Genomic DNA, 18,296 nt, shown 5'->3' on the forward strand with positions numbered 1-18,296 from the left:
CGATCGCCTGACTGACAGCTCGATCGCCTGACGTTGCGATCAATTAACTGACTCTTTTAAGATACAAGGGGCGGGTTCCACCAACAATAATTGCCTAAAACCAATAATCTGGTAAACCGGCCCCCACCCGATGACAAATTAAAAGGTACATTGCTATGCGCTCCAGATAGCATTTAAGCCGGAATAAATGCTAAGAAACCCGGTCGATCGTAGAAATCTGGTTTCAGGGAATTGGGGTTATTTATGCTTTTAGGACTTACGCATCAAGACCAAAGAAACCGGGTTTTTTGCCGTTTGGCCGACTGTAACGAAGTATGCTCGTAAAAACCCGGTTTCTGACCACCCGTGCGTAAGTCTTATTCTTTTCAGGGCGAACCGGGATATTTGGTCGATCGCCCCCCAGCTAAAATTACATATACTACAATACATAATACAGAGATTTGAGCCAAAATCCTTGGAGCTCAGAAAAATCAGAATCGAAGCCCCTTGAATGTGTAAAAATACTGAAGCAAACATTACTAAACCCTGCACGGAGCAATTGTTGTGGATTCCAGATATAACCCCCAATCCATAGAAGAAAAATGGCAGCAGACATGGGCTGAGCAAAACTTAGACCAGATGCCAGAAGATACCCAAAAGCCTAAATTTTATGCCTTATCCATGTTCCCCTACCCGTCGGGAAACCTGCACATGGGCCACGTCCGCAACTACACAATCATCGATGTAATTGCCAGACTCAAGCGAATGCAAGGCTATCGCGTACTCAATCCGATGGGGTGGGACGCTTTTGGTTTGCCCGCAGAAAATGCCGCCATCGAGCGCGGAATTCCCCCGGCAAAATGGACGTATGAAAATATTGCCCAAATGAAAGGCTTATTTCGCCGCTTGGGTATTTCTTTCGATTGGACAAAAGAAGTTACAACTTGTTCTCCCGATTATTATCGGTGGACTCAATGGATTTTCTTGCAATTTTTAGAAGCCGGATTAGCATATCAAAAAGAAGCCGCAGTTAATTGGGACCCTATAGACCAAACAGTTTTAGCAAACGAACAAGTAGATAACGAAGGTCGTTCCTGGCGTTCCGGTGCCAAAGTCGAGCGCAAATTATTGCGGCAGTGGTTCCTCAAAATTACCGATTACGCCGAACAGTTATTAAACGACTTAGACAAATTGCCAGATTGGCCAGAAAGAGTCAAATTAATGCAAGCCAACTGGATCGGCAAATCAGTCGGCGCTTACTTAGAATTTCCCATCATCGGAATGGATGAAAAAATCGCCGTTTTCACCACACGTCCCGATACAGTTTACGGCGTCAGTTACCTTGTTTTAGCGCCGGAACATCCACTAACTCAGCGCGTGACAACCGAAGACAGAAAAGCCGCCGTAGAAACCTTCATCAAAGAAGTTGCACTGCAAAGCGAGATCGATCGCACAGCCGAAGACAAACCAAAGCGCGGCATCCCCACAGGCGGCAAAGCAATCAACCCTTTCAACGGCGAAGAAATCCCCATTTGGATTGCCGATTATGTGCTGTACGAATACGGCACCGGCGCAGTCATGGGAGTACCCGCCCACGACACGCGAGATTTCAAATTTGCCAATCAATATCAACTGCCAATTAAAGTAGTAATTGTGGATGATGATGAGATTCCGCTGACCGAAGCTTACACAGAACCCGGAATTATGATTAATTCCGAAAACTTCAACGGCATGGATTCAATTAAAGGCAAAGCAGCAGTGATTCAATATGCCGAAAATGAAGGTTATGGCAAAGCGCGAGTGCAATATCGCTTGAGAGATTGGTTGATTTCTCGACAGCGTTATTGGGGCGCTCCGATTCCCGTAATTCACTGTCCCACGTGCGGAACAGTCCCCGTCCCCGCATCGGATTTGCCCGTATTGTTGCCGGAAAATGTAGAATTTACGGGCAAAGGTTCGCCCTTGGCAAAGATGGAAGAATGGGTAAACGTTCCTTGTCCGAGTTGCGGCACTCCCGCGAAGCGGGAAACAGATACGATGGATACTTTTATCGATTCCTCGTGGTATTTCTTGCGCTATCCCGATGCTCAAAATCAAGAGCAAGTCTTCGATACGGCGAAGACCAACGATTGGATGCCTGTAGACCAATATGTAGGCGGCATCGAACACGCAATCTTGCACTTGCTGTATTCGCGGTTCTTTACCAAGGTTTTGCGCGATCGGGGTTTGATCAATTGTGACGAACCATTTAAACGCCTGTTAACTCAAGGCATGGTACAAGCAATGGCCTACAAAAACCCCGTTACTGGCAAATACGTTCCCCCAGCAGATATAGACCCCGCAAATCCACAAGATCCTGAAACTGGTGAAGCTTTAGAAGTCTTCTATGAGAAGATGTCAAAATCAAAATATAACGGCGTTGACCCCTTGCAAGTTATGGGAAAATATGGGGTAGATACGGCGCGGATGTTTATTTTATTCAAAGCGCCGCCAGAGAAGGATTTGGAGTGGGACGACGCTGATGTGGAAGGGCAATTTCGCTTTTTAAATCGCGTTTGGCGCGTGGTGACAGAGTTTGCTGCACACCCCCCCGCCACCCTCTGTCAAGGGGTAGAAAATGCTGAATTAAGTAAAATTGAGAAGGATTTGCGACGGGCAATTCACACGGCCATTAAGGAAGTTAGCGAAGATTTGGAGGGTGATTATCAGTTCAATACTGCTGTTTCTGAAATGATGAAACTCAGCAACGCTTTGAATGATGCTAAATGTAAAGATTCGCCAATTTATGCAGAAGGAATCAACACTTTGATTCGCTTATTAGCGCCTTTTGCGCCGCATATTGCTGATGAATTGTGGCACAATACTGGTAACAGTGAATCCGTGCATACGCAAACTTGGCCGAATGTCGATCCATCTGCATTAGTTACCGATGAAATTACGCTGGTAATTCAAGTTATGGGCAAGACTCGCGGCACAATTCAAGTGCCTTCTGGTGCTGATAAAGCTGCTTTAGAAAAGTTTGCTCGCGAGTCGGAATTGGCTAAGCGTCACCTGGAAGGTAAGGAGATTAAAAAGGTAATTGTGGTGCCTGGAAAGTTGGTGAATTTCGTGGTAGCTTGAGTGTAAAAGTCGCTACCTGTAGGCAACGTATCGTTTCTACACAAACACAACCTAATCCCCTTTAAACACTATCGGGCAACTATTATTTACTGTAAGAGTAGACAAGTTGCCCTTTTTTTACTAGCTTTAAGGGAATTTTAGGATTGTTTAGCGGCTCGTTTCTTAGCCTCACCTTTTCTTCCCATTCTTTAAATTTAGGTTCCAGCATTTCCGGTGTAAGTTTATAAATCTCTTTGAGAGTTATGCCTTCATACAGTCCAATATACCAAGCTTCTACTCGGCGATATTTGTCAAGTATAATTTCATTCAAATGATGGTGAGTAGTGACCCCACCGCTTCTATTGAGAGCAATATTTATTGTTTTAAGTTCGTATTCTTTTCCTTCAGCATCAATAGCATCGTTTCCTTCACGTCCAGGCGATATCCGCAACCCTAAAAGGATTAATAACTGTAAAGTCTTTCCCCCGTTATCTTGAAAAATATCCGCAATACCATATTCACTAGCCAGATTTTGCAATTCTTGGATGCTTTTCATAGCATTTTCTAGCCGTTTAGCATCTGAAATGCGTTCTGCTTCCGTGGTAACAGCCTCTTCAACAGGTTCTACAACTGACGGAGAAACTGGTTCAGCTATTAGGGTGTTAATGAGAGCTGTACTCTCGCCGCTTTGGCTAAAACTGATTAAATAAGTAGCGGGTACATCGAGCGCTTCAGCTAGAGCGAAAATAACTTCAAAGGATGGCGATCTTTCACCGCGTTCCAATAAGCTGATATAGTCAGTAGTCTTGTCTATGAGTTCTGCTAACTCGTCCTGTGTCATCCTTTTTTCTCTGCGTAGCTGACTTACCTTGGTCGCAAATTGTTGTCTGGCTTCTTTGTAATTCATACCCCTCACAATTCATAAAAACGAACTGAAAGTTCGCTTTGTGAATGGTACGAAGAATTTATACACAAAACCACGTACTGAAAGTGCGGATTTAGTAGAACTGACAGTACGGATTTTGCTATAATGACAGTAGGCTGTGTCTGTTGTACCTTAAACTAATCTAAATTAAACATGAGTAATCTTTTGCCCGCCCCAATTTACACCACCAAATACGGTCAATCTTATTTGGGAGATTCTCTTCATCTCCTGAATAGTCTTGCTAGCAATTCTGTAGATTTGGTGATTACATCCCCTCCTTTTGCATTGCAACGCCAAAAGAGTTATGGAAATGAAGATCAAGATTTATATGTTGATTGGCTGCTGGGCTTTGCTCCTGAAATTAAAAGAGTTCTCAAGGATACTGGAAGTTTTGTTATAGACCTTGGAGGTGCTTATCAAAAAGGAATACCTGTACGATCGCTGTATAATTACCGCGTGCTTATTAGGTTATGCGACGAGTATGGATTTAAACTTGCTCAAGAGTTTTTCTGGTTTAATCCTTCCAAACTTCCATCTCCTATAGAGTGGGTGAATAAAAAGAAAATCCGGGCTAAAGATTCTGTGAATACTGTTTGGTGGCTTTCCAAAACGAATCAACCTCAAGCGAATATTACTAAAGTCAAAGTAGAGTATTCTGAGAGAATGAAAAAACTTTTGAAAAATGCTGATGAATTTTACACGCCCAAAGAACGTCCTTCCGGTCACAATATTAGCGATCGATTTGCCAAAGATAATGGAGGTGCTATTCCATCTAATTTGCTAGAAATTTCTAATTCTGAAAGTAATTCTCAATACTTGCGTTGGTGCAAGGATTTTAATGTTAAGGCGCATCCGGCACGTTTCCCCCAAAAATTACCGACATTTTTTATCAATTTTCTTACGGAACCGGGAGACTTGGTAGTAGATATTTTTTCTGGATCTAATACTACGGGTTATGCAGCAGAACAATTATCAAGAAACTGGATAAGCTTTGAAAAGGAAAAACAATATGTTGCTGCATCAATATTTAGATTTTTGCCTCAAGAATCTTTTTGGCAAGCGGATACAATATACAACCAATTGTTAACTGAGGAAGCATCCGGATTGATTTTACCTCAAAATAGGCTCCTTTTTGAAGTTAATAATTATTGTGTTTAATTTGGCTAAATAGTCGAATTTTTATTCAGATATGAAACAGTCTATTGAAATCGCTTCTACACGAACAATTTTCCAGCAGAAAGGGACTGAAAGAGATGGTTTTAATTGTTAGTTTCAAAAAGCAATTGCACGATCGCTCCGCATTCCAATTTTAATACTGATTGAGCGCTGCCGCCATTAATGGCAATTTCTAGCCAACCGTCAGAACCAGTTATGGCAATTAAATGGCCCGGTTCGCTGTCGCTGTAGGTTTTACCGCTGGGGACGCGAATTGCATCAGAACTATTGCTAATTGTCAATGACCAATTGTTACCTATAATGCAATCATTGGGGATATTAGTAATTAAGTTGCCAAAGCGATCGACATATTGAACACAGCCTTCTATACCTGTGGCTGTAACGGCACAATTTGGTATCTCTAACTGCACTAAACTTGCAGGGTCGAGATCCTCCCCCAACTCTTCCAAAGCCACCCCGTTCGCCAAGTGAGCGCCCGCTGCTGCAAAAATATCTCGACCGTGGAAAGTGCTGCTGGGTTGAGGTGTGCGCCAGTATTGCGAATTCGTGAGTTCGACACAGGCGATCGCGCTTTCCCGACTCAACACCCCGCTAAACAACCCGTTATCCGGCCCGACAAGAAAGCAATTAGCACATTTAATCGCAACCGGGCGTCTCTTGCTTCCCACCCCCGGATCGACGACAGCAACGTGTACGGTTTCCGGCGGAAAATAAGCAAAAGCCGTCATCAAACAAAACCTCGCCGCCGCAATATTTTGAGACGGTATTTGGTGCGTAATGTCAATGACTTTTAACTGCGGGTTAATTTGGGCGATCGCACCTTTCATCACTCCCACATAAACATCGCTTAATCCAAAATCCGTCAGCAGAGTTATAATTCTATTTTTAGACATATATCCACAGGTAAGAATATGGTAGCGCAGTGGGAAAACTTTCTGCAAAATCTGGGAGAATGGCACGGTTCCTTTACTCAGCTATCAGCGCGAGGAGAGGTACTTCAAGATACTCCTAGCATTATTTCTCTCGAAGGTTTCAATGACAACAAAACAGTGCGATTGAAACTCCGTCGCTTTTCCCCAAATCCTAGCGGTGTCGGCGAACCGGAAGTCAGCGAACTTGTTCGAGAATATCAAAGTTTGGGACGAGATATCCTATTTTTTGAGAATGGAGCTTTTTCTCAGGGTACTATTCAACTAGCGCCTTTTTCTGAGTGCGGTGCCGAGTTTGGTTTTATCTACAATTATCGCCGGTTGCGCTTCATTCATATCTACAATACCGACGGCAATTTATCCAAACTTACCTTAATTCGGGAAAAGCAGCTTGATAAAAATGTCCCCGAACGTCCGCCTTTAACAGTTGAGGATTTGCTGGGAGAATGGCAGGGCGAGGCGGTGACAATGTATCCAGATTCGCGTTCTCCTGACTTTTATTCTACCAAACTGCAATTGCATTTGGAAAGTAGCGATCGCCTAGTGCATAAAATGACTTTTGGCAGTAATGCTACTGTTATCAGTTCTAGCGCCACCATTGACGGTTCAGTTCTGCACTTTAACGAAAGTGCTTCCCCCGTGCAAGTTGTACTCCTTCCTGACGGCGGTTCTTGCACTTTACCTGTCAAGATTGAATTGAGAAAACCTCTATTTTTCGAGGCCGGTTGGTTGGTAGAACCTGAGTTGCGGTTTCGGATGATTCGCAGTTACAATGAGCGGGGTGAATGGGTAAGTTTGACTTTAGTTACTGAACGCAAAGTTAGTCATTGATTAGTATGAGCGGGTTCACAAGCACTCTTTAATTTCCACCCATAATCTACATAAACCCGCCCCCATTTAGGGCGGAAAAAAGTTTATGTATCTGCGAGTTTTATTCGCCGGACTTGGTTTCCTGGGTTTGCGATTGAATCACCGCACTCCAGTCATCATTATTAACAGCCGCTTCCAAATCCTTAGCGCGTTCGCCGTCACTTGGGACTGCGGTTTCTAACTCTTTGGTAAGACTGGAATCTGCCATTGCTTTGCGTAATTTTAGCTTCTTTTCCTCATAAGCTTTTTGTTCCTCCGCAGACATTGCCGATCGCGCCGCTTGGCCTACCGTAGCCGCCCACATTTCGCTGTCAGCACCGTTTCCAGGTGGAATGCTGCCAATTTCTGCTATCCAAGCATCCCGCAAACTTTCCATTTCTTCCCGCTTCGGAAATTTGAAAGTTTGCACGCGCAGGAAAGCACAATTTTCTGCGCCATTTTGGGCGATGTGACCGTTGATTGAAAGCAGGATATTTCGCGAATAACCGATAAACTGAGTGTTGCGGGAAGTGTCCATTACAGCGTAAACTCCAGCGACTTTCGCGTTAGTTGCCAAATCGCGCCATGTATCGATCGCCATTATTTGCGTTCCGTCATTTTCTAATGCAGGAATAGCGGCTGCTGCGCTGTGTTCTGAGTCGGAACTGTATAAAAAGTTGTGCAGTCCTTCATGGGCGACAGGTACGTTTTGATGTTCAATTGCTACGTCTCGATCGGCATTCACTTGATTAGCTTCCATAAAACCCAATTCCTCAAAAAATGTCAAACTTACTCATTCAATCCAGCTTTCAGGGGCGGGCTTTCCGGCCCACCCCACAATAAAGTTCTGTTTGTGGAACAGGCCGGAAAGCCTGTTCTATTGTTTTTTTTGCCCTTATATACTTAACTTGCGGCAATTTGTTGCAATTCCTGGTCAGTCAATTTAACTTCGAGCGCCCCCACAGAGTCCTCAATACTCGATACTTTGGTCGCACCGGGAATCGGAACGACGCAGGGCGATTGAGCCATCAACCAAGCTAATACTATACAGTAAACTGAAACGTTTTTTTCTGCGGCTAATTTGGCGATCGCGGGCATATCTTGCAAGCTGGTGACGCGGCGGCTTCCTCCCAAAGGACTCCAGGGAAAAAATGTCAGTTTTTCGGTTTCGCAATATTCCAGAACGCCGTCTGATTCCGGCTCTCTGTGCCACGGATTGTACTGATTCTGCACGGAGACAACTTCTACTGTATCGCGGGCACGTTTGATCTGCTCTACAGAAAAGTTGGACACTCCTATAAATCGAATCATTCCTGCTTCTACTGCTTCTTTTGCGGGTGCTAGGGCTGCTTCTATGGTATAAGCGGGATCGGGCGAGTGGTACTGCCAAAGGTCGATCGGTTTCTCGCCGCCCAACGCTTCAAAACTTTCGCGAATTGTCTGGCGCAAATGATGGGGATTGCCGTTGCGCGTCCATGCACCTTGAGGCCGCATTAAGCCGCCTTTAGTGGCGACAGTAACAGCCCGAGTATCTCCGGTGTACTGTTCCAAAGCTTTGGCAATCAGTTGCTCGTTGTGGTGTTTGTCGGATTCATCTTGGCAGTAGGAATCTGCGGTGTCAATTAGGGTGACACCCAAATCGAGGGCGCGGTGAATTACCGCAATTGATTGCGATTCTGGCGGCCGGCTGCTTAAGGACAGGGGCATACCTCCAAGACCGATCGCGCTGATAGTAAAATTACTGTTACCCAGTTTTTTTCTTTTCATTGATTTCCCTTCGTTTGCGTGGTTTATTTCCAGTTTACATTTCAAGGATAGGTTGAAATTTTACATTAATTTAACTATCTAAGTAAATAGAAAAAAATATTTTTTAGATAAGCTGTTGGGCCTTTAAAATGTATATTTCAATTCCCTATTCCGCACGTGTCAAATCTTCTCCCTCTCAAACATAAGAGACAATCTAGATGTGCAGCAGCTTACCTACCTACTTAACTAGCTGGAAGCGCTGGTGTAAAACCTGAGTGCAAATTGCCAGAAGTAGCGGGAGAAAAATAACAGCCCGATCGCCAATATTCCCGCCCCTGCGATCCAAACGATTTCACCTCTACCCAGCATGGCTTCTGCTGGCACAGTCGTCAAGAAGGCAACGGGAACTACGAAAGTGAAGAAAAATCGATAAGCTGCGGGATAAGCTGCCATTGGAAATCTACCCGCTTCTAACAATCCTCTGAGGACTTCGGTAACATTGTAAATTTTGACAAACCAAATGCTGGTGGCCCCTAACATAAACCATATACTGTAAAGAGTAATAGTTCCGAATAACAGCGGTATTGCTGTTAAAAAATAGTTGCCGATTTCTAGTCCCAACTTGTTAGCAGCATACAGCAGCAATACCGTGCCGAAGATTAAATCTGGGATTCCCCAAGGCGAAACTGTGTTTACAGATAGCCAAAATTGGGAACTGATGGGTTTGAGGAGTACGAAATCGAGAGTACCTTGCTGCACTCGATCGACAATACGGCTGAGATTAGGTGCTAGAAACGTTGACGAAAACCCCTGCAACATCGTGAAAATACCGAGTACAACTAAAGCCTCTTCCCATGAATAGCCCGCAAACCTGTAGCCGGTACGGTAGAACAAAAACAGCCCAAACAAGCTGCCCGCAAGATTTCCGAGGCTGCTGAGGGTCGCGAGGATAAAGTTGATTCGGTATTCTAGTTCCGCTGCGATCGCCGCACCCCAAAACAATTTCAGTACGTGGAAATATCGTCCCATGTTTGTCGCCATTTTTTGCCCTGTAAATACTTAAATTCCCATATTTTAAAGGTTGTGTGAAGTTAACTGCTGTACAGGCTGCTCTTTCCACTATAATTTTAAATTATTTAGACCCCTTAGTTAAGTAGTTTTACTAACACGCAGTATTAACTTATCTAACAATATTTAAACAAAAATGACAATTATTAATTTTCGTCCATCTTAAGCCAATATCTTGTGGCAATTATTAAGAATACTTGATGTTTTTACACCAATAATCGCTTGATTGATTGGAAATACTAATATGTTACAACTCTTAAAATTATAAATATTTCAAAAACATCTAGCCACACCCAAACGGAACACTTAGGATGGGGCATACGTACTCAAAAGGAATACGTAATCAGCAATGCGTAATTATACGTACAAAAGAGGGTGCAAGAAATTGACTTAACCAACAACACGTAAGGGAAAAAAGACATGGATGCTTTAACATTATCGAGACTGGGCGTCAAGCACACCAAGAGTGCAGTGGCCGAATCGCTGCGGATCAATACAGGATATGACGTGACGAGTCCAGTAACTTTTTACGGAATCGTCAATGAGCGTTGCAATGTTAAATGTCGCCAGTGCGAGTATTGGCGGCTTAAAGAATATAAAGACGAAATTGACGATCGAAGAATGGCAAAATGCCCTCTTGAGCGTCAAAGAATTTGTGGGCGAATTTTCAATCAACTTTAGCGGCGGCGAACCTTATATTAAAAAAGGTTTTCTAGACTTGCTGGCTTTTGCGAATAAAAATGGCATTCACGTCGGCGTCACCACAAACGGCTATTGCATGACCAGGGAAAACGCAGCCAAAACTGTCGCGGCGCGTCCTTTTAATGTGAATATGTCAGTTGACGGGCCGAATGCAGAACTGCACGATTATTTGCGAGGTCAACCGGGATTGTTCGACAGACTTTCTAAAGGAATCGGTTATCTGCGCGAAGAACAAGAAAAACAGAACGTCCTGTTTCCCATCAACGTCAAACCGACAATGAACCGACTCAATTTCCGCCACCTCCCGGAAATAGTCACCTGGGCTCAGGGAATTGGGGCGACGACGGTGAACTTCCAACCAGTCAACCGCTGGACACCAGAAACATACGAGGAATTGTGGATTGAAAAAGAAGACATGGAGGAATTTTCACAGGTAATCGAGCGCTTAATTGAAATGAAGCATAACGGTGGTCCGATTATGAACAGCGATGAAGTGTTGCGATTGATGATTCCTCACTTTGCGGAAGAAAAAGCTCCTGATTCAACTCGTCCTTGTCGCGTTGGACTGCGGAATTACTGGATTGATACGCGCGGTGATGTGAAATTGTGCGATGAGTTTCCCGTGATTGGTAATGTGAAAAATGCCAGCGCCCGGGAGATTTGGTACGGTGAAAAAGCTCAGAAAGTCCGCCGCGATACTTTGAATTGCGGCAAGCTTTGTCTGATTACTTGTGTTTCGCAAAAGACCATTTTGGACAAGGTAAAGATGGGGGTAAAATTATTAAAAAATTGAGGTTTGAGCAGTGTTAATATTGCTTGTATTCATGGTGACCGGGTTTGAGCCGAAACCCGGTTTTTTGTTTATTTGTCTTGGTTCTTCCTGCCGATTTCCATTTGTTCTCGATCGCGATCTTTCTGTTCTTGTTCCTTTTGCTTGTATAATTCTAGTTGTTGGCGATCGCGCTGACGTTCCCTCTGTTCCTGTTCCCGGTTCAATTCCACCTGTTCTATTTCCACCATCCCGCGAATTGTGGATATTGTCTGTTAGAACAAATCTTGATTAGCGATCGGGTAGTTTAAGTATTTTTCAATATCCCTTTCCATGCCAAAAAGAGCGAGATCCCTTTCCATGCCAAAAAGAGCGAGAGCCCTCCCCATCCCAAACAAACGCTCCCTCCTTCTACTATAATTTCCATTAACATCTTGTCCCCCCCTTAAGAAGGGGGGTTAGGGGGGATAGTACCGGGATTATGCCAAAACTAAACGACTCCAACTTCCACCTACCATACAACCCAAAACTCATCCCCATCGCCAAACAACTGCGGAAAAATCCAACTCCATCAGAAAAAAAACTGTGGCAGAATTTTCTGAGAAATTTTCCTTTGCGAGTGTTGAGACAGCGCCCCATCGACAACTTTATTGTAGATTTTGATTGTGCGGCTTTACTGTTAGTAATTGAGATTGATGGGGAGAGTCATTTTACGGAACAAGGGAAAGAATATGATGCAGAAAGAACCGGGATTTTAGAGGGGTATGGATTGAAGGTTGTCAGGTTTACGAATGTTGAGGTGTTGCAGAGTTGTGAGGGGGTTTGTGGGGAGTTGTTGGGTTTGATTGAGGGTGATTTTTGAGGCTAGATCACCCTGGCGCCCCCCGATCGAAGGGGGGGACATGAGGGGAGGAGAGTTGAATGGGTGGCTGGATGCGATCGCACTTTTCGACTTATTCCAAAAGGGCGATCGACCTTGTTTGAGAAAGAGGAATAAAGGGCGATTCCCTACGGGATAGCTCCGCTTCACGGCCTTGTAGTTTATCAAGGCTAAGCAGCCATCGGGCAAAGGCTCAGAGTTGAACAATCAACTTTAATTCTCGGTCGCAGTTCAACTTGAACTAAAGTTTTGAATTCTTCATTTTTGGGGGCCACTAAAAATTCTAATTTACCGTTAATATAATCATTAATTTCAATAAAGTTCACGAGTTCAAAACACATAATACCTACAGTGGCATCGGCTATCTTTAATTCAATTTGAACTGATTTTTGAATGATATTCATTCCAAATTTGAGGGTGACACCTAATGAATCTGTCACTTCATAACACCAATAGCCATCGGAGGGTTGGGAATCTTTTGGTTCTTCACAAAATAATTCTATAAAAGCTAGTTCATCAAATCCCTCATGTAAATTGATTTTTGCCATTTTCTTACCTAAGATATTGAGTTATTTTCCATAGATTATAGCACTGAGAAAGCGGCGAGTTCCATTGGGCAAGACTTCCCATGAACTTTGGACTTGGGCGAATTTTCCGGTTCTGCCAGGTAACAGTGAATCTCTAAGCTCTGTATCTATTGTACCCTCTTCTCCTGTGGTGTGGTTTGTATAAATGTTAATCAATCGCTCAACAATATTACTTTCTTCTTGGACTGCTTGTTCTAGATGAGTTTGAATAAATTGACGTGATTCTGAATCGTCATCAAAGCCCAAGCGATTTAGTTGTTGTCTATTTTGTACCGCTCTTTTTGAGTTATGAGCGTCTGGCTTGATGTTGACATTGAATAAGTAATCGAGCTTGCGATCGTTAATGATGCAGGGTGTTTTTGCGTCGGCGGGTCGATCGGATTGTGTCAATGGCTGATTAAAATATAGATTTTGGGAATTGTAAGATTATATCATTTTGGCAGTTTTTTCATCCTACAGCACGATCGCACTCACAGCCCCCAAAAGGCGAGATCCTTTCCATATCGCCAAAAAGTGAGCACCATTTTTAACTAATGCCAAAGGGGCGATCGCACTTTTTGAGAAAAAGGGGTAAAGGGCGATCGCCCTCCCCAAAAGCGATCGCCCTCACAAAAGCGATCGCCCATCAAAACTAAATCGTTATAAAGAATTAAGGCACAGCATATAAGTAATTCTTTGCATCCTCAGAAAGATATGCTTCATAAGCAGTACCAACACCTATTTGGCTTTTCCAAATCTTTGCGGCATTATAGGCATTTTCCTCTTCTGCATATACAGGAATACCTATAAAAATACCCTTGATAATATCCCAAAAACTAGATCCTACGTTCTTAGCTTTTTGTACAAGTTCGTTGACAAATTTACCCACGCTAGATATCCAGTCTTCAACTAAGGGTTTCAGGAAATCATACAATTGATCTACAATCGATTCGCCTACCCATGCACCAGCAAATGCTGCGGTAGCACCAAGCAGAACATTCCCTAATCCAGGTACTGCTGAAGCAAGAGGTTGAACAAAAGCCCCAAGTATTCCTGAGCCGACTGAGGCACCAATAACCTTCAAAGTTTCTTTGCTCTGATCCTTTCCAAATCCAATTTGAAGACCGTCAAATAAGTATCCTACTAATTTAACTGGACCCGGTGCTTTTTTAGTCGCGTTCGCCAATTGATTAAAAGCCTTTTTGCTACTAGGCGGTAAAATCTTGTTAGCTGCTTTACCAATAATCGATCCCCATTGATTCAAAGCATCAATAATCCCTGAAAAGGCTTTATTGATATCAAAATTTTTGAATCCTTGAACCAAGCTAGACGAATTAAATTGAATGATTTTTTCAATGGCAGAAAGAAATTGATCCCGTTGCTTTGGCGATAAATTAACATAAATCTCAGCACCAATTGAGATTACCCAGTCGGACATCTTGTTGATTCCCTTACTAAAAGCGGTTTTTAACAGGGAAGCCAACTTAGGAATCAATAGCTTAACTTGGTTGCCAATCCGTGATGCTATATCGTTGATTTGACTATAACCCTGTATGTGTTTCCAAGCATCAGATCCAAGCTTAAAGTATTCTTTTAGGGGCTTCTCGATTAATTCTTCAGCAGCAGATACAAACGGGCCAATTCCAATATCGCCTCCAAACTTCTGAGCGGAGCCATTCATCTGTTTAAAAAATTCATGCAATTTTTGAAACAGTGTATTTTTTCGCTCTTCACGAATTTTATCTTCAGAAATGGGTTGTGCAATGATATTGACAGATCCTTGCGATCCATTACCTGTATTATTTGCACTAGAACTTTGTGGGTTGCCTCTGAATAAAATGCCTTCTTCATTACGCCGTCGTACTAAACCGGGCAACTTAACACCGCCACCATATACCCATCGATTCAGCTCAGTCGGCACAGCACTGTACTCGCCAGCATTCAGTCGTTTCAGTAAATCTGACTGTTGAAGAGAGCCTGCACCAAGATTGAAGGTAAAGCTCACCAGTGCGTCGAATTGCTGCTGGTTCAGTGGCACTTTAACTAAGCTTTTTACTGCTTGTACTGCTGTATTCACATCCGCTCTGAGCAATTCATACGCACGCTGTTCGCTAATGCCACTACGAAACTCTGCTGGTTCGCTGCCATTACAATTGCCGTAGTGCAAGAGATGACCGATTCCGATCGTGCAGTGACCTGCTGGATCGTTATACAATTTGAGTCTGATTCCCTCATGTCCGGCAATAAACCTCAAACCAGCTTCGCTCACTGTTGATGGCGAAGTTCCCGGTGAAGAAGATGGTGGTGTAACTGGCTTACCCGTCCCAGTTTGATAACTCACAGGCAAATAAACCGACATCCCCACCTGCAAATTCCGCGCTTCAGCATCCGTAAATGTACTACCATCAACTTTCTTAATCTCCGTCCAACGGTTAGCATTCCCCAATTCTCGCAGAGCGATCGCCGATAACGTATCGCCACTACGCACAATATACTGCCGCTGCTGTCCAGGCTTTGCTGGAGGTGCATTATAGGAATTAGTCTGAGCATTTTCCAGTCGGACAAACGACACTCCAGCATATTGAGCCGGCGTCAGAATTCGTTCCTTAATCCCACTACCTGTCGGCCAATTTGCCTCAGTAATCCGAACGCGCCCATCAGGATAAACCTCTTCCAAAAAGGCAACGTGACCCACACTTCCAGCCCCTTTAGTATTAGGCGGCCAAACCACTAAACCCCGCGCCCCAGCAGTTGGTGTAGAAGTAACGGGCAAACCTACCTTCAAAGCATCGTTCCTCCAGAGCCCAGCATTACCCAGGAACAAAGCATTTTTCTTGATAGCTGGGGGTAACAATCCTGTTTCCAGCATCCGTCCGTAAGCATACCAGGTGCATTGCCCTTGCCAGCGGTAGGCAAAAGGATTCACCGCCCCATTCCGGTAGTTAGCTGAATTAGAACTAATCGGAACTTGTGGGATAGGTTTGGGAGCTGGTGCAGGTGTCGGAGTTGGCGTTGGTTTGGGAGCTGGTGCAGGTGTAGGAGTTGGCGTTGGTTTGGGAGCTGGTGCAGGTGTGGGAGTTGGTGTGGGAGTTGGTGTTGGTGTCGGTATTGAGCCAACATTCTGAATGTACAATGCCGACATATACCCGCTACCATTAGCCAGACGATACCAAGTGCTGCTGCTACCAAGTCCGGTTGTATCCGTAACCATTCCACCTTGAACGGGCCCATCTAAGAATTCTAGTTGAGTACCAGGAGTTATTTTGGCAACTTCCGCCGAGCTAGTATTAGGCTGAGAACGTATTCTCAACCACCCAGTCACCTTGACATCACCAACATTATTGATTCTTCCATTGAAATTAACTGCCCGTTCACTAGGCGTTACCTTCCCTTCACCACTCCAAGTATCAGGAACAACTGTTGCCGGAATTTCGTAAACTTCCGGCTGCGTCTTCTTCGCCAAATCCACCGCCGCCAACGTATTCAAAAACCCAAAACCCGTCTCATCATCCCATCCAACCGGCCCCAAATCCCTCGCCGTAGACTTCAAAATCTCCATCACTTGGCGATAGTTCAAAGCAGGATTTGCCGCCCAAACCAAAGAAGCCGCCCCCGCAACTTTAGCAGTCGCTACCGAAGTCCCCGCCATCGTGCCCAAATCATTTCCCACAGTCGATAAACCAGGGTGTTCAGTCGTGCCGCCATCGGCCACAATATCCAAACCGCGGCCATAACTAGAATAGATCGATCGCCCGTTAATATCCCCAGCCCCAACAGTAAAAATATTGTCAAATTCCTGAGAAGCTTGACCCAAAACCGACATCACACCGCCGTCATTACCCGCCGCCACTACCAGCATTACCCCATTTTGCCGCGCATATTCGATCGCGCTTCTTTCTGGCGGAGTCAACTCATAGCGCGTTTCCACAATCCCGTCAGCATTCTTCTGAGTCAAATCCAAACTGAGATTCGCGATCGCATTTTTCTGTCCAGAAGCCTTCGCAGCATCCACAAACTCTACCAAAGAATCAGCCCATCTCCCAGAATCGATCGCCCTTCCCACCCACTTCGGCGCCGTCTTATTAATTGCATCAATAATCCCCAACATAAAAGTACCGTGATCGCTACCTTCCCCAGGCTTCAGCAACGGATTGTCATCCCCGCCCACATAATCGCGGCCCTTCTTAATATTCGCGTAATTCAAATAAGGACTATCCGCACTCACACCAGTATCAATCGTTCCTAAATACGGCTGAGAAGCCAAAGGAAAATTTAGCAATTGACGGATTGCATTCGGATTGTTAGGATTCGGCGCCTGCGGATCGACAGGAATTAAAGCAACCGGTAAAGTCTCAAACGCACCCCCCGGATTGTAAGGGGTTTGAGTGGCAATCCCATCATGGTACAGACCCAGCGGGTCAAAATCAATCAGCGGCGGTAAATTGTTAGTTGGTGCACCATTCGGGTCGATCGGGCAAACACCGCTATCAGCAAAGAAATTAGGTAAATGTAAATCTGACAGCGACAAAGAACCCAATAACTGATGCAAGTAGTCAAACTCGTGCTGCCAATCCCCAAAACCCGCACTCGGAGTCACAATTTTTTCTAATATAAAACTTTTCGGTCGTTTCCGACTCTTTGTTTTACTGGAATCCCCAAAACCGTGAGCCTGTTTGCGTTTTTTGCCACCAAAATTTAGCCAGCCCATAACTTTTGCACCCTGATTAATAGGAATTCGATCGCCAGAACTGAATTAACTGCCTTCAGACATTCAACCAAAACCCTTCCTTGCCAAGGATTTTTCACTAATCGTCAAAATTTTCTGTTTATTTGAGAATTTACGCAAAATTAACAAAAATTCTGAATTGGCGATCGCTTCACATCTGTCGCCTTTGACTAACGGTCTGGTGGGCGATCGGACAAACACTTTGTTAATCCTTAACTTCTATGATTTGTTGCTTCTTCACACGGTTATCATACACCCAAGTTCAGTTTGCGATCGTAAAGTTTCGGTAAAGTTTTTGGGATAGCAATCCCCGCCTCAAGCAAAACATCCGCTACACGCTCGTTTCCCGCGCAATGACAGGTTAAAAATGGGTAATTCCTAAAATAGTTATAATTTACACTTGCTTTTTTTATGATTTCTGATAATATGAACACCAAGGTGAAATTTGGATTAAAGTCTAAAGCCCAAACAAATATCACTAAAGCTTCTTCACAAACAACTTAAATATTTCCCTGCTTCCTTGAAACAGGGGCAAACTCAGCCTTGAAACTTTCCGTTTTCAGGAAGACTTAGGGCGACTCGAAAAGATCAAAAACCCAGCGGAGAAAACATACAAAGACAATTGGGCGATCGATTCAACACAATTCAATATAAACACCCACATTGAGTGAAAACTCTTGTCCCCCCCTTCTTAAGCGGTTCCCCCCTTCTTAAGGGGGGTTAGGGGGGATCTGGGGGCTAGGGGGGATCGAGTTTCGACCTAAAACCCACTGTCTCTCTGCTTGCTCCGAAAGTCTAGATCCCCCTAAATCCCCCTTAAGAAGGGGGACTTTGAGTTAATTCTCTCGTTCTCCCCGATGTTTTGGGAGACTTTGTGAACAC

The 18,296-nt window shown here is 44.2% G+C and carries 14 protein-coding genes; 5 read left to right on the forward strand and 9 right to left on the reverse strand.

Annotated features, from left to right (window positions below; all coding sequences use genetic code 11):
- Positions 1–543 precede the first annotated feature (543 nt).
- The gene (gene leuS / locus QUA71_RS03710; RefSeq protein ID WP_333282283.1) at positions 544–3,099 is read left to right on the forward strand and encodes a leucine--tRNA ligase; all 2,556 of its coding nucleotides are present in this window, start codon (positions 544–546) and stop codon (positions 3,097–3,099) included.
- Between the two features lie 82 nt (positions 3,100–3,181).
- Here the strand turns inward: leuS and QUA71_RS03715 are convergent, their stop codons facing one another.
- A complete protein-coding gene (locus QUA71_RS03715) occupies positions 3,182–3,985 on the reverse strand; it encodes a helix-turn-helix domain-containing protein (protein WP_333282286.1) in 804 nt (267 codons plus the stop codon).
- A 171-nt stretch (positions 3,986–4,156) separates the two neighbouring features.
- On the opposite strand from QUA71_RS03715, the gene QUA71_RS03720 reads away from it, so the two are divergent.
- Complete coding sequence (locus tag QUA71_RS03720) at positions 4,157–5,161, forward strand: site-specific DNA-methyltransferase (protein WP_333282289.1); 1,005 nt, start codon at positions 4,157–4,159, stop codon at positions 5,159–5,161.
- Positions 5,162–5,262: 101 nt separating this feature from the next.
- On the opposite strand, the gene QUA71_RS03725 is transcribed toward QUA71_RS03720, so the two are convergent.
- Positions 5,263–6,072 carry an SAM-dependent chlorinase/fluorinase gene (locus QUA71_RS03725; RefSeq protein WP_333282292.1) on the reverse strand — a complete coding sequence of 270 codons (810 nt, stop codon included), beginning with the start codon at positions 6,070–6,072 and terminating at the stop codon, positions 5,263–5,265.
- An 18-nt stretch (positions 6,073–6,090) separates the two neighbouring features.
- Between QUA71_RS03725 and QUA71_RS03730 the strand changes: the two genes are divergently transcribed.
- Positions 6,091–6,939 carry a DUF3598 family protein gene (locus QUA71_RS03730; protein ID WP_333282295.1) on the forward strand — a complete coding sequence of 283 codons (849 nt, stop codon included), beginning with the start codon at positions 6,091–6,093 and terminating at the stop codon, positions 6,937–6,939.
- 100 nt (positions 6,940–7,039) lie between these two features.
- Here QUA71_RS03730 and QUA71_RS03735 read toward each other — a convergent pair whose 3' ends face one another.
- From QUA71_RS03735 to QUA71_RS03745, 3 genes are all read right to left on the reverse strand, one after another.
- Positions 7,040–7,717 (reverse strand): GIY-YIG nuclease family protein, encoded by a 678-nt coding sequence (locus QUA71_RS03735; protein ID WP_333282298.1) that lies wholly within the window; start codon positions 7,715–7,717, stop codon positions 7,040–7,042.
- 143 nt (positions 7,718–7,860) lie between these two features.
- The gene (locus QUA71_RS03740) at positions 7,861–8,724 is read right to left on the reverse strand and encodes an aldo/keto reductase (protein ID WP_333282301.1); all 864 of its coding nucleotides are present in this window, start codon (positions 8,722–8,724) and stop codon (positions 7,861–7,863) included.
- Between the two features lie 225 nt (positions 8,725–8,949).
- Complete coding sequence (locus QUA71_RS03745) at positions 8,950–9,744, reverse strand: ABC transporter permease (protein WP_445243745.1); 795 nt, start codon at positions 9,742–9,744, stop codon at positions 8,950–8,952.
- A 568-nt stretch (positions 9,745–10,312) separates the two neighbouring features.
- On the opposite strand from QUA71_RS03745, the gene QUA71_RS03750 reads away from it, so the two are divergent.
- A complete protein-coding gene (locus QUA71_RS03750) occupies positions 10,313–11,266 on the forward strand; it encodes a radical SAM protein (RefSeq protein ID WP_333282304.1) in 954 nt (317 codons plus the stop codon).
- Between the two features lie 68 nt (positions 11,267–11,334).
- On the opposite strand, the gene QUA71_RS03755 is transcribed toward QUA71_RS03750, so the two are convergent.
- The gene (locus QUA71_RS03755; RefSeq protein WP_333282307.1) at positions 11,335–11,493 is read right to left on the reverse strand and encodes a hypothetical protein; all 159 of its coding nucleotides are present in this window, start codon (positions 11,491–11,493) and stop codon (positions 11,335–11,337) included.
- Between the two features lie 230 nt (positions 11,494–11,723).
- Between QUA71_RS03755 and QUA71_RS03760 the strand changes: the two genes are divergently transcribed.
- Positions 11,724–12,104, forward strand: coding sequence for an endonuclease domain-containing protein (locus tag QUA71_RS03760; protein ID WP_333282309.1), 381 nt, complete (start codon positions 11,724–11,726; stop codon positions 12,102–12,104).
- Positions 12,105–12,292: 188 nt separating this feature from the next.
- Here the strand turns inward: QUA71_RS03760 and QUA71_RS03765 are convergent, their stop codons facing one another.
- The 3 genes from QUA71_RS03765 to QUA71_RS03775 form a co-directional block, all read right to left on the reverse strand.
- Positions 12,293–12,670 carry a hypothetical protein gene (locus tag QUA71_RS03765; protein ID WP_333282312.1) on the reverse strand — a complete coding sequence of 126 codons (378 nt, stop codon included), beginning with the start codon at positions 12,668–12,670 and terminating at the stop codon, positions 12,293–12,295.
- Positions 12,671–12,691: 21 nt separating this feature from the next.
- Entirely contained in the window at positions 12,692–13,099 is a 408-nt protein-coding gene (locus tag QUA71_RS03770) for a hypothetical protein (RefSeq protein ID WP_333282315.1), read from the reverse strand.
- A 259-nt stretch (positions 13,100–13,358) separates the two neighbouring features.
- Entirely contained in the window at positions 13,359–17,396 is a 4,038-nt protein-coding gene (locus QUA71_RS03775) for a glycoside hydrolase family protein (protein WP_333282318.1), read from the reverse strand.
- Positions 17,397–18,296 lie beyond the last annotated feature (900 nt).

The organism is Microcoleus sp. MON1_C5 (assembly GCF_036701875.1).
Classification (GTDB): domain Bacteria; phylum Cyanobacteriota; class Cyanobacteriia; order Cyanobacteriales; family Microcoleaceae; genus Microcoleus.

Excerpts from the sequence above, each read along its gene's own strand:
- QUA71_RS03715 (WP_333282286.1), bottom strand. The coding sequence starts at position 3,985 with ATGAATTACAAAGAAGCCAGACAACAATTTGCGACCAAGGTAAGTCAG.
- QUA71_RS03720 (WP_333282289.1), top strand. The coding sequence starts at position 4,157 with ATGAGTAATCTTTTGCCCGCCCCAATTTACACCACCAAATACGGTCAA.
- QUA71_RS03725 (WP_333282292.1), bottom strand. The coding sequence starts at position 6,072 with ATGTCTAAAAATAGAATTATAACTCTGCTGACGGATTTTGGATTAAGC.
- QUA71_RS03730 (WP_333282295.1), top strand. The coding sequence starts at position 6,091 with ATGGTAGCGCAGTGGGAAAACTTTCTGCAAAATCTGGGAGAATGGCAC.
- QUA71_RS03735 (WP_333282298.1), bottom strand. The coding sequence starts at position 7,717 with ATGGAAGCTAATCAAGTGAATGCCGATCGAGACGTAGCAATTGAACAT.
- QUA71_RS03740 (WP_333282301.1), bottom strand. The coding sequence starts at position 8,724 with ATGAAAAGAAAAAAACTGGGTAACAGTAATTTTACTATCAGCGCGATC.
- QUA71_RS03745 (WP_445243745.1), bottom strand. The coding sequence starts at position 9,744 with ATGGCGACAAACATGGGACGATATTTCCACGTACTGAAATTGTTTTGG.
- QUA71_RS03750 (WP_333282304.1), top strand. The coding sequence starts at position 10,313 with ATGAGCGTTGCAATGTTAAATGTCGCCAGTGCGAGTATTGGCGGCTTA.
- QUA71_RS03755 (WP_333282307.1), bottom strand. The coding sequence starts at position 11,493 with ATGGTGGAAATAGAACAGGTGGAATTGAACCGGGAACAGGAACAGAGG.
- QUA71_RS03760 (WP_333282309.1), top strand. The coding sequence starts at position 11,724 with ATGCCAAAACTAAACGACTCCAACTTCCACCTACCATACAACCCAAAA.
- QUA71_RS03765 (WP_333282312.1), bottom strand. The coding sequence starts at position 12,670 with ATGGCAAAAATCAATTTACATGAGGGATTTGATGAACTAGCTTTTATA.
- QUA71_RS03775 (WP_333282318.1), bottom strand. The coding sequence starts at position 17,396 with ATGGGCTGGCTAAATTTTGGTGGCAAAAAACGCAAACAGGCTCACGGT.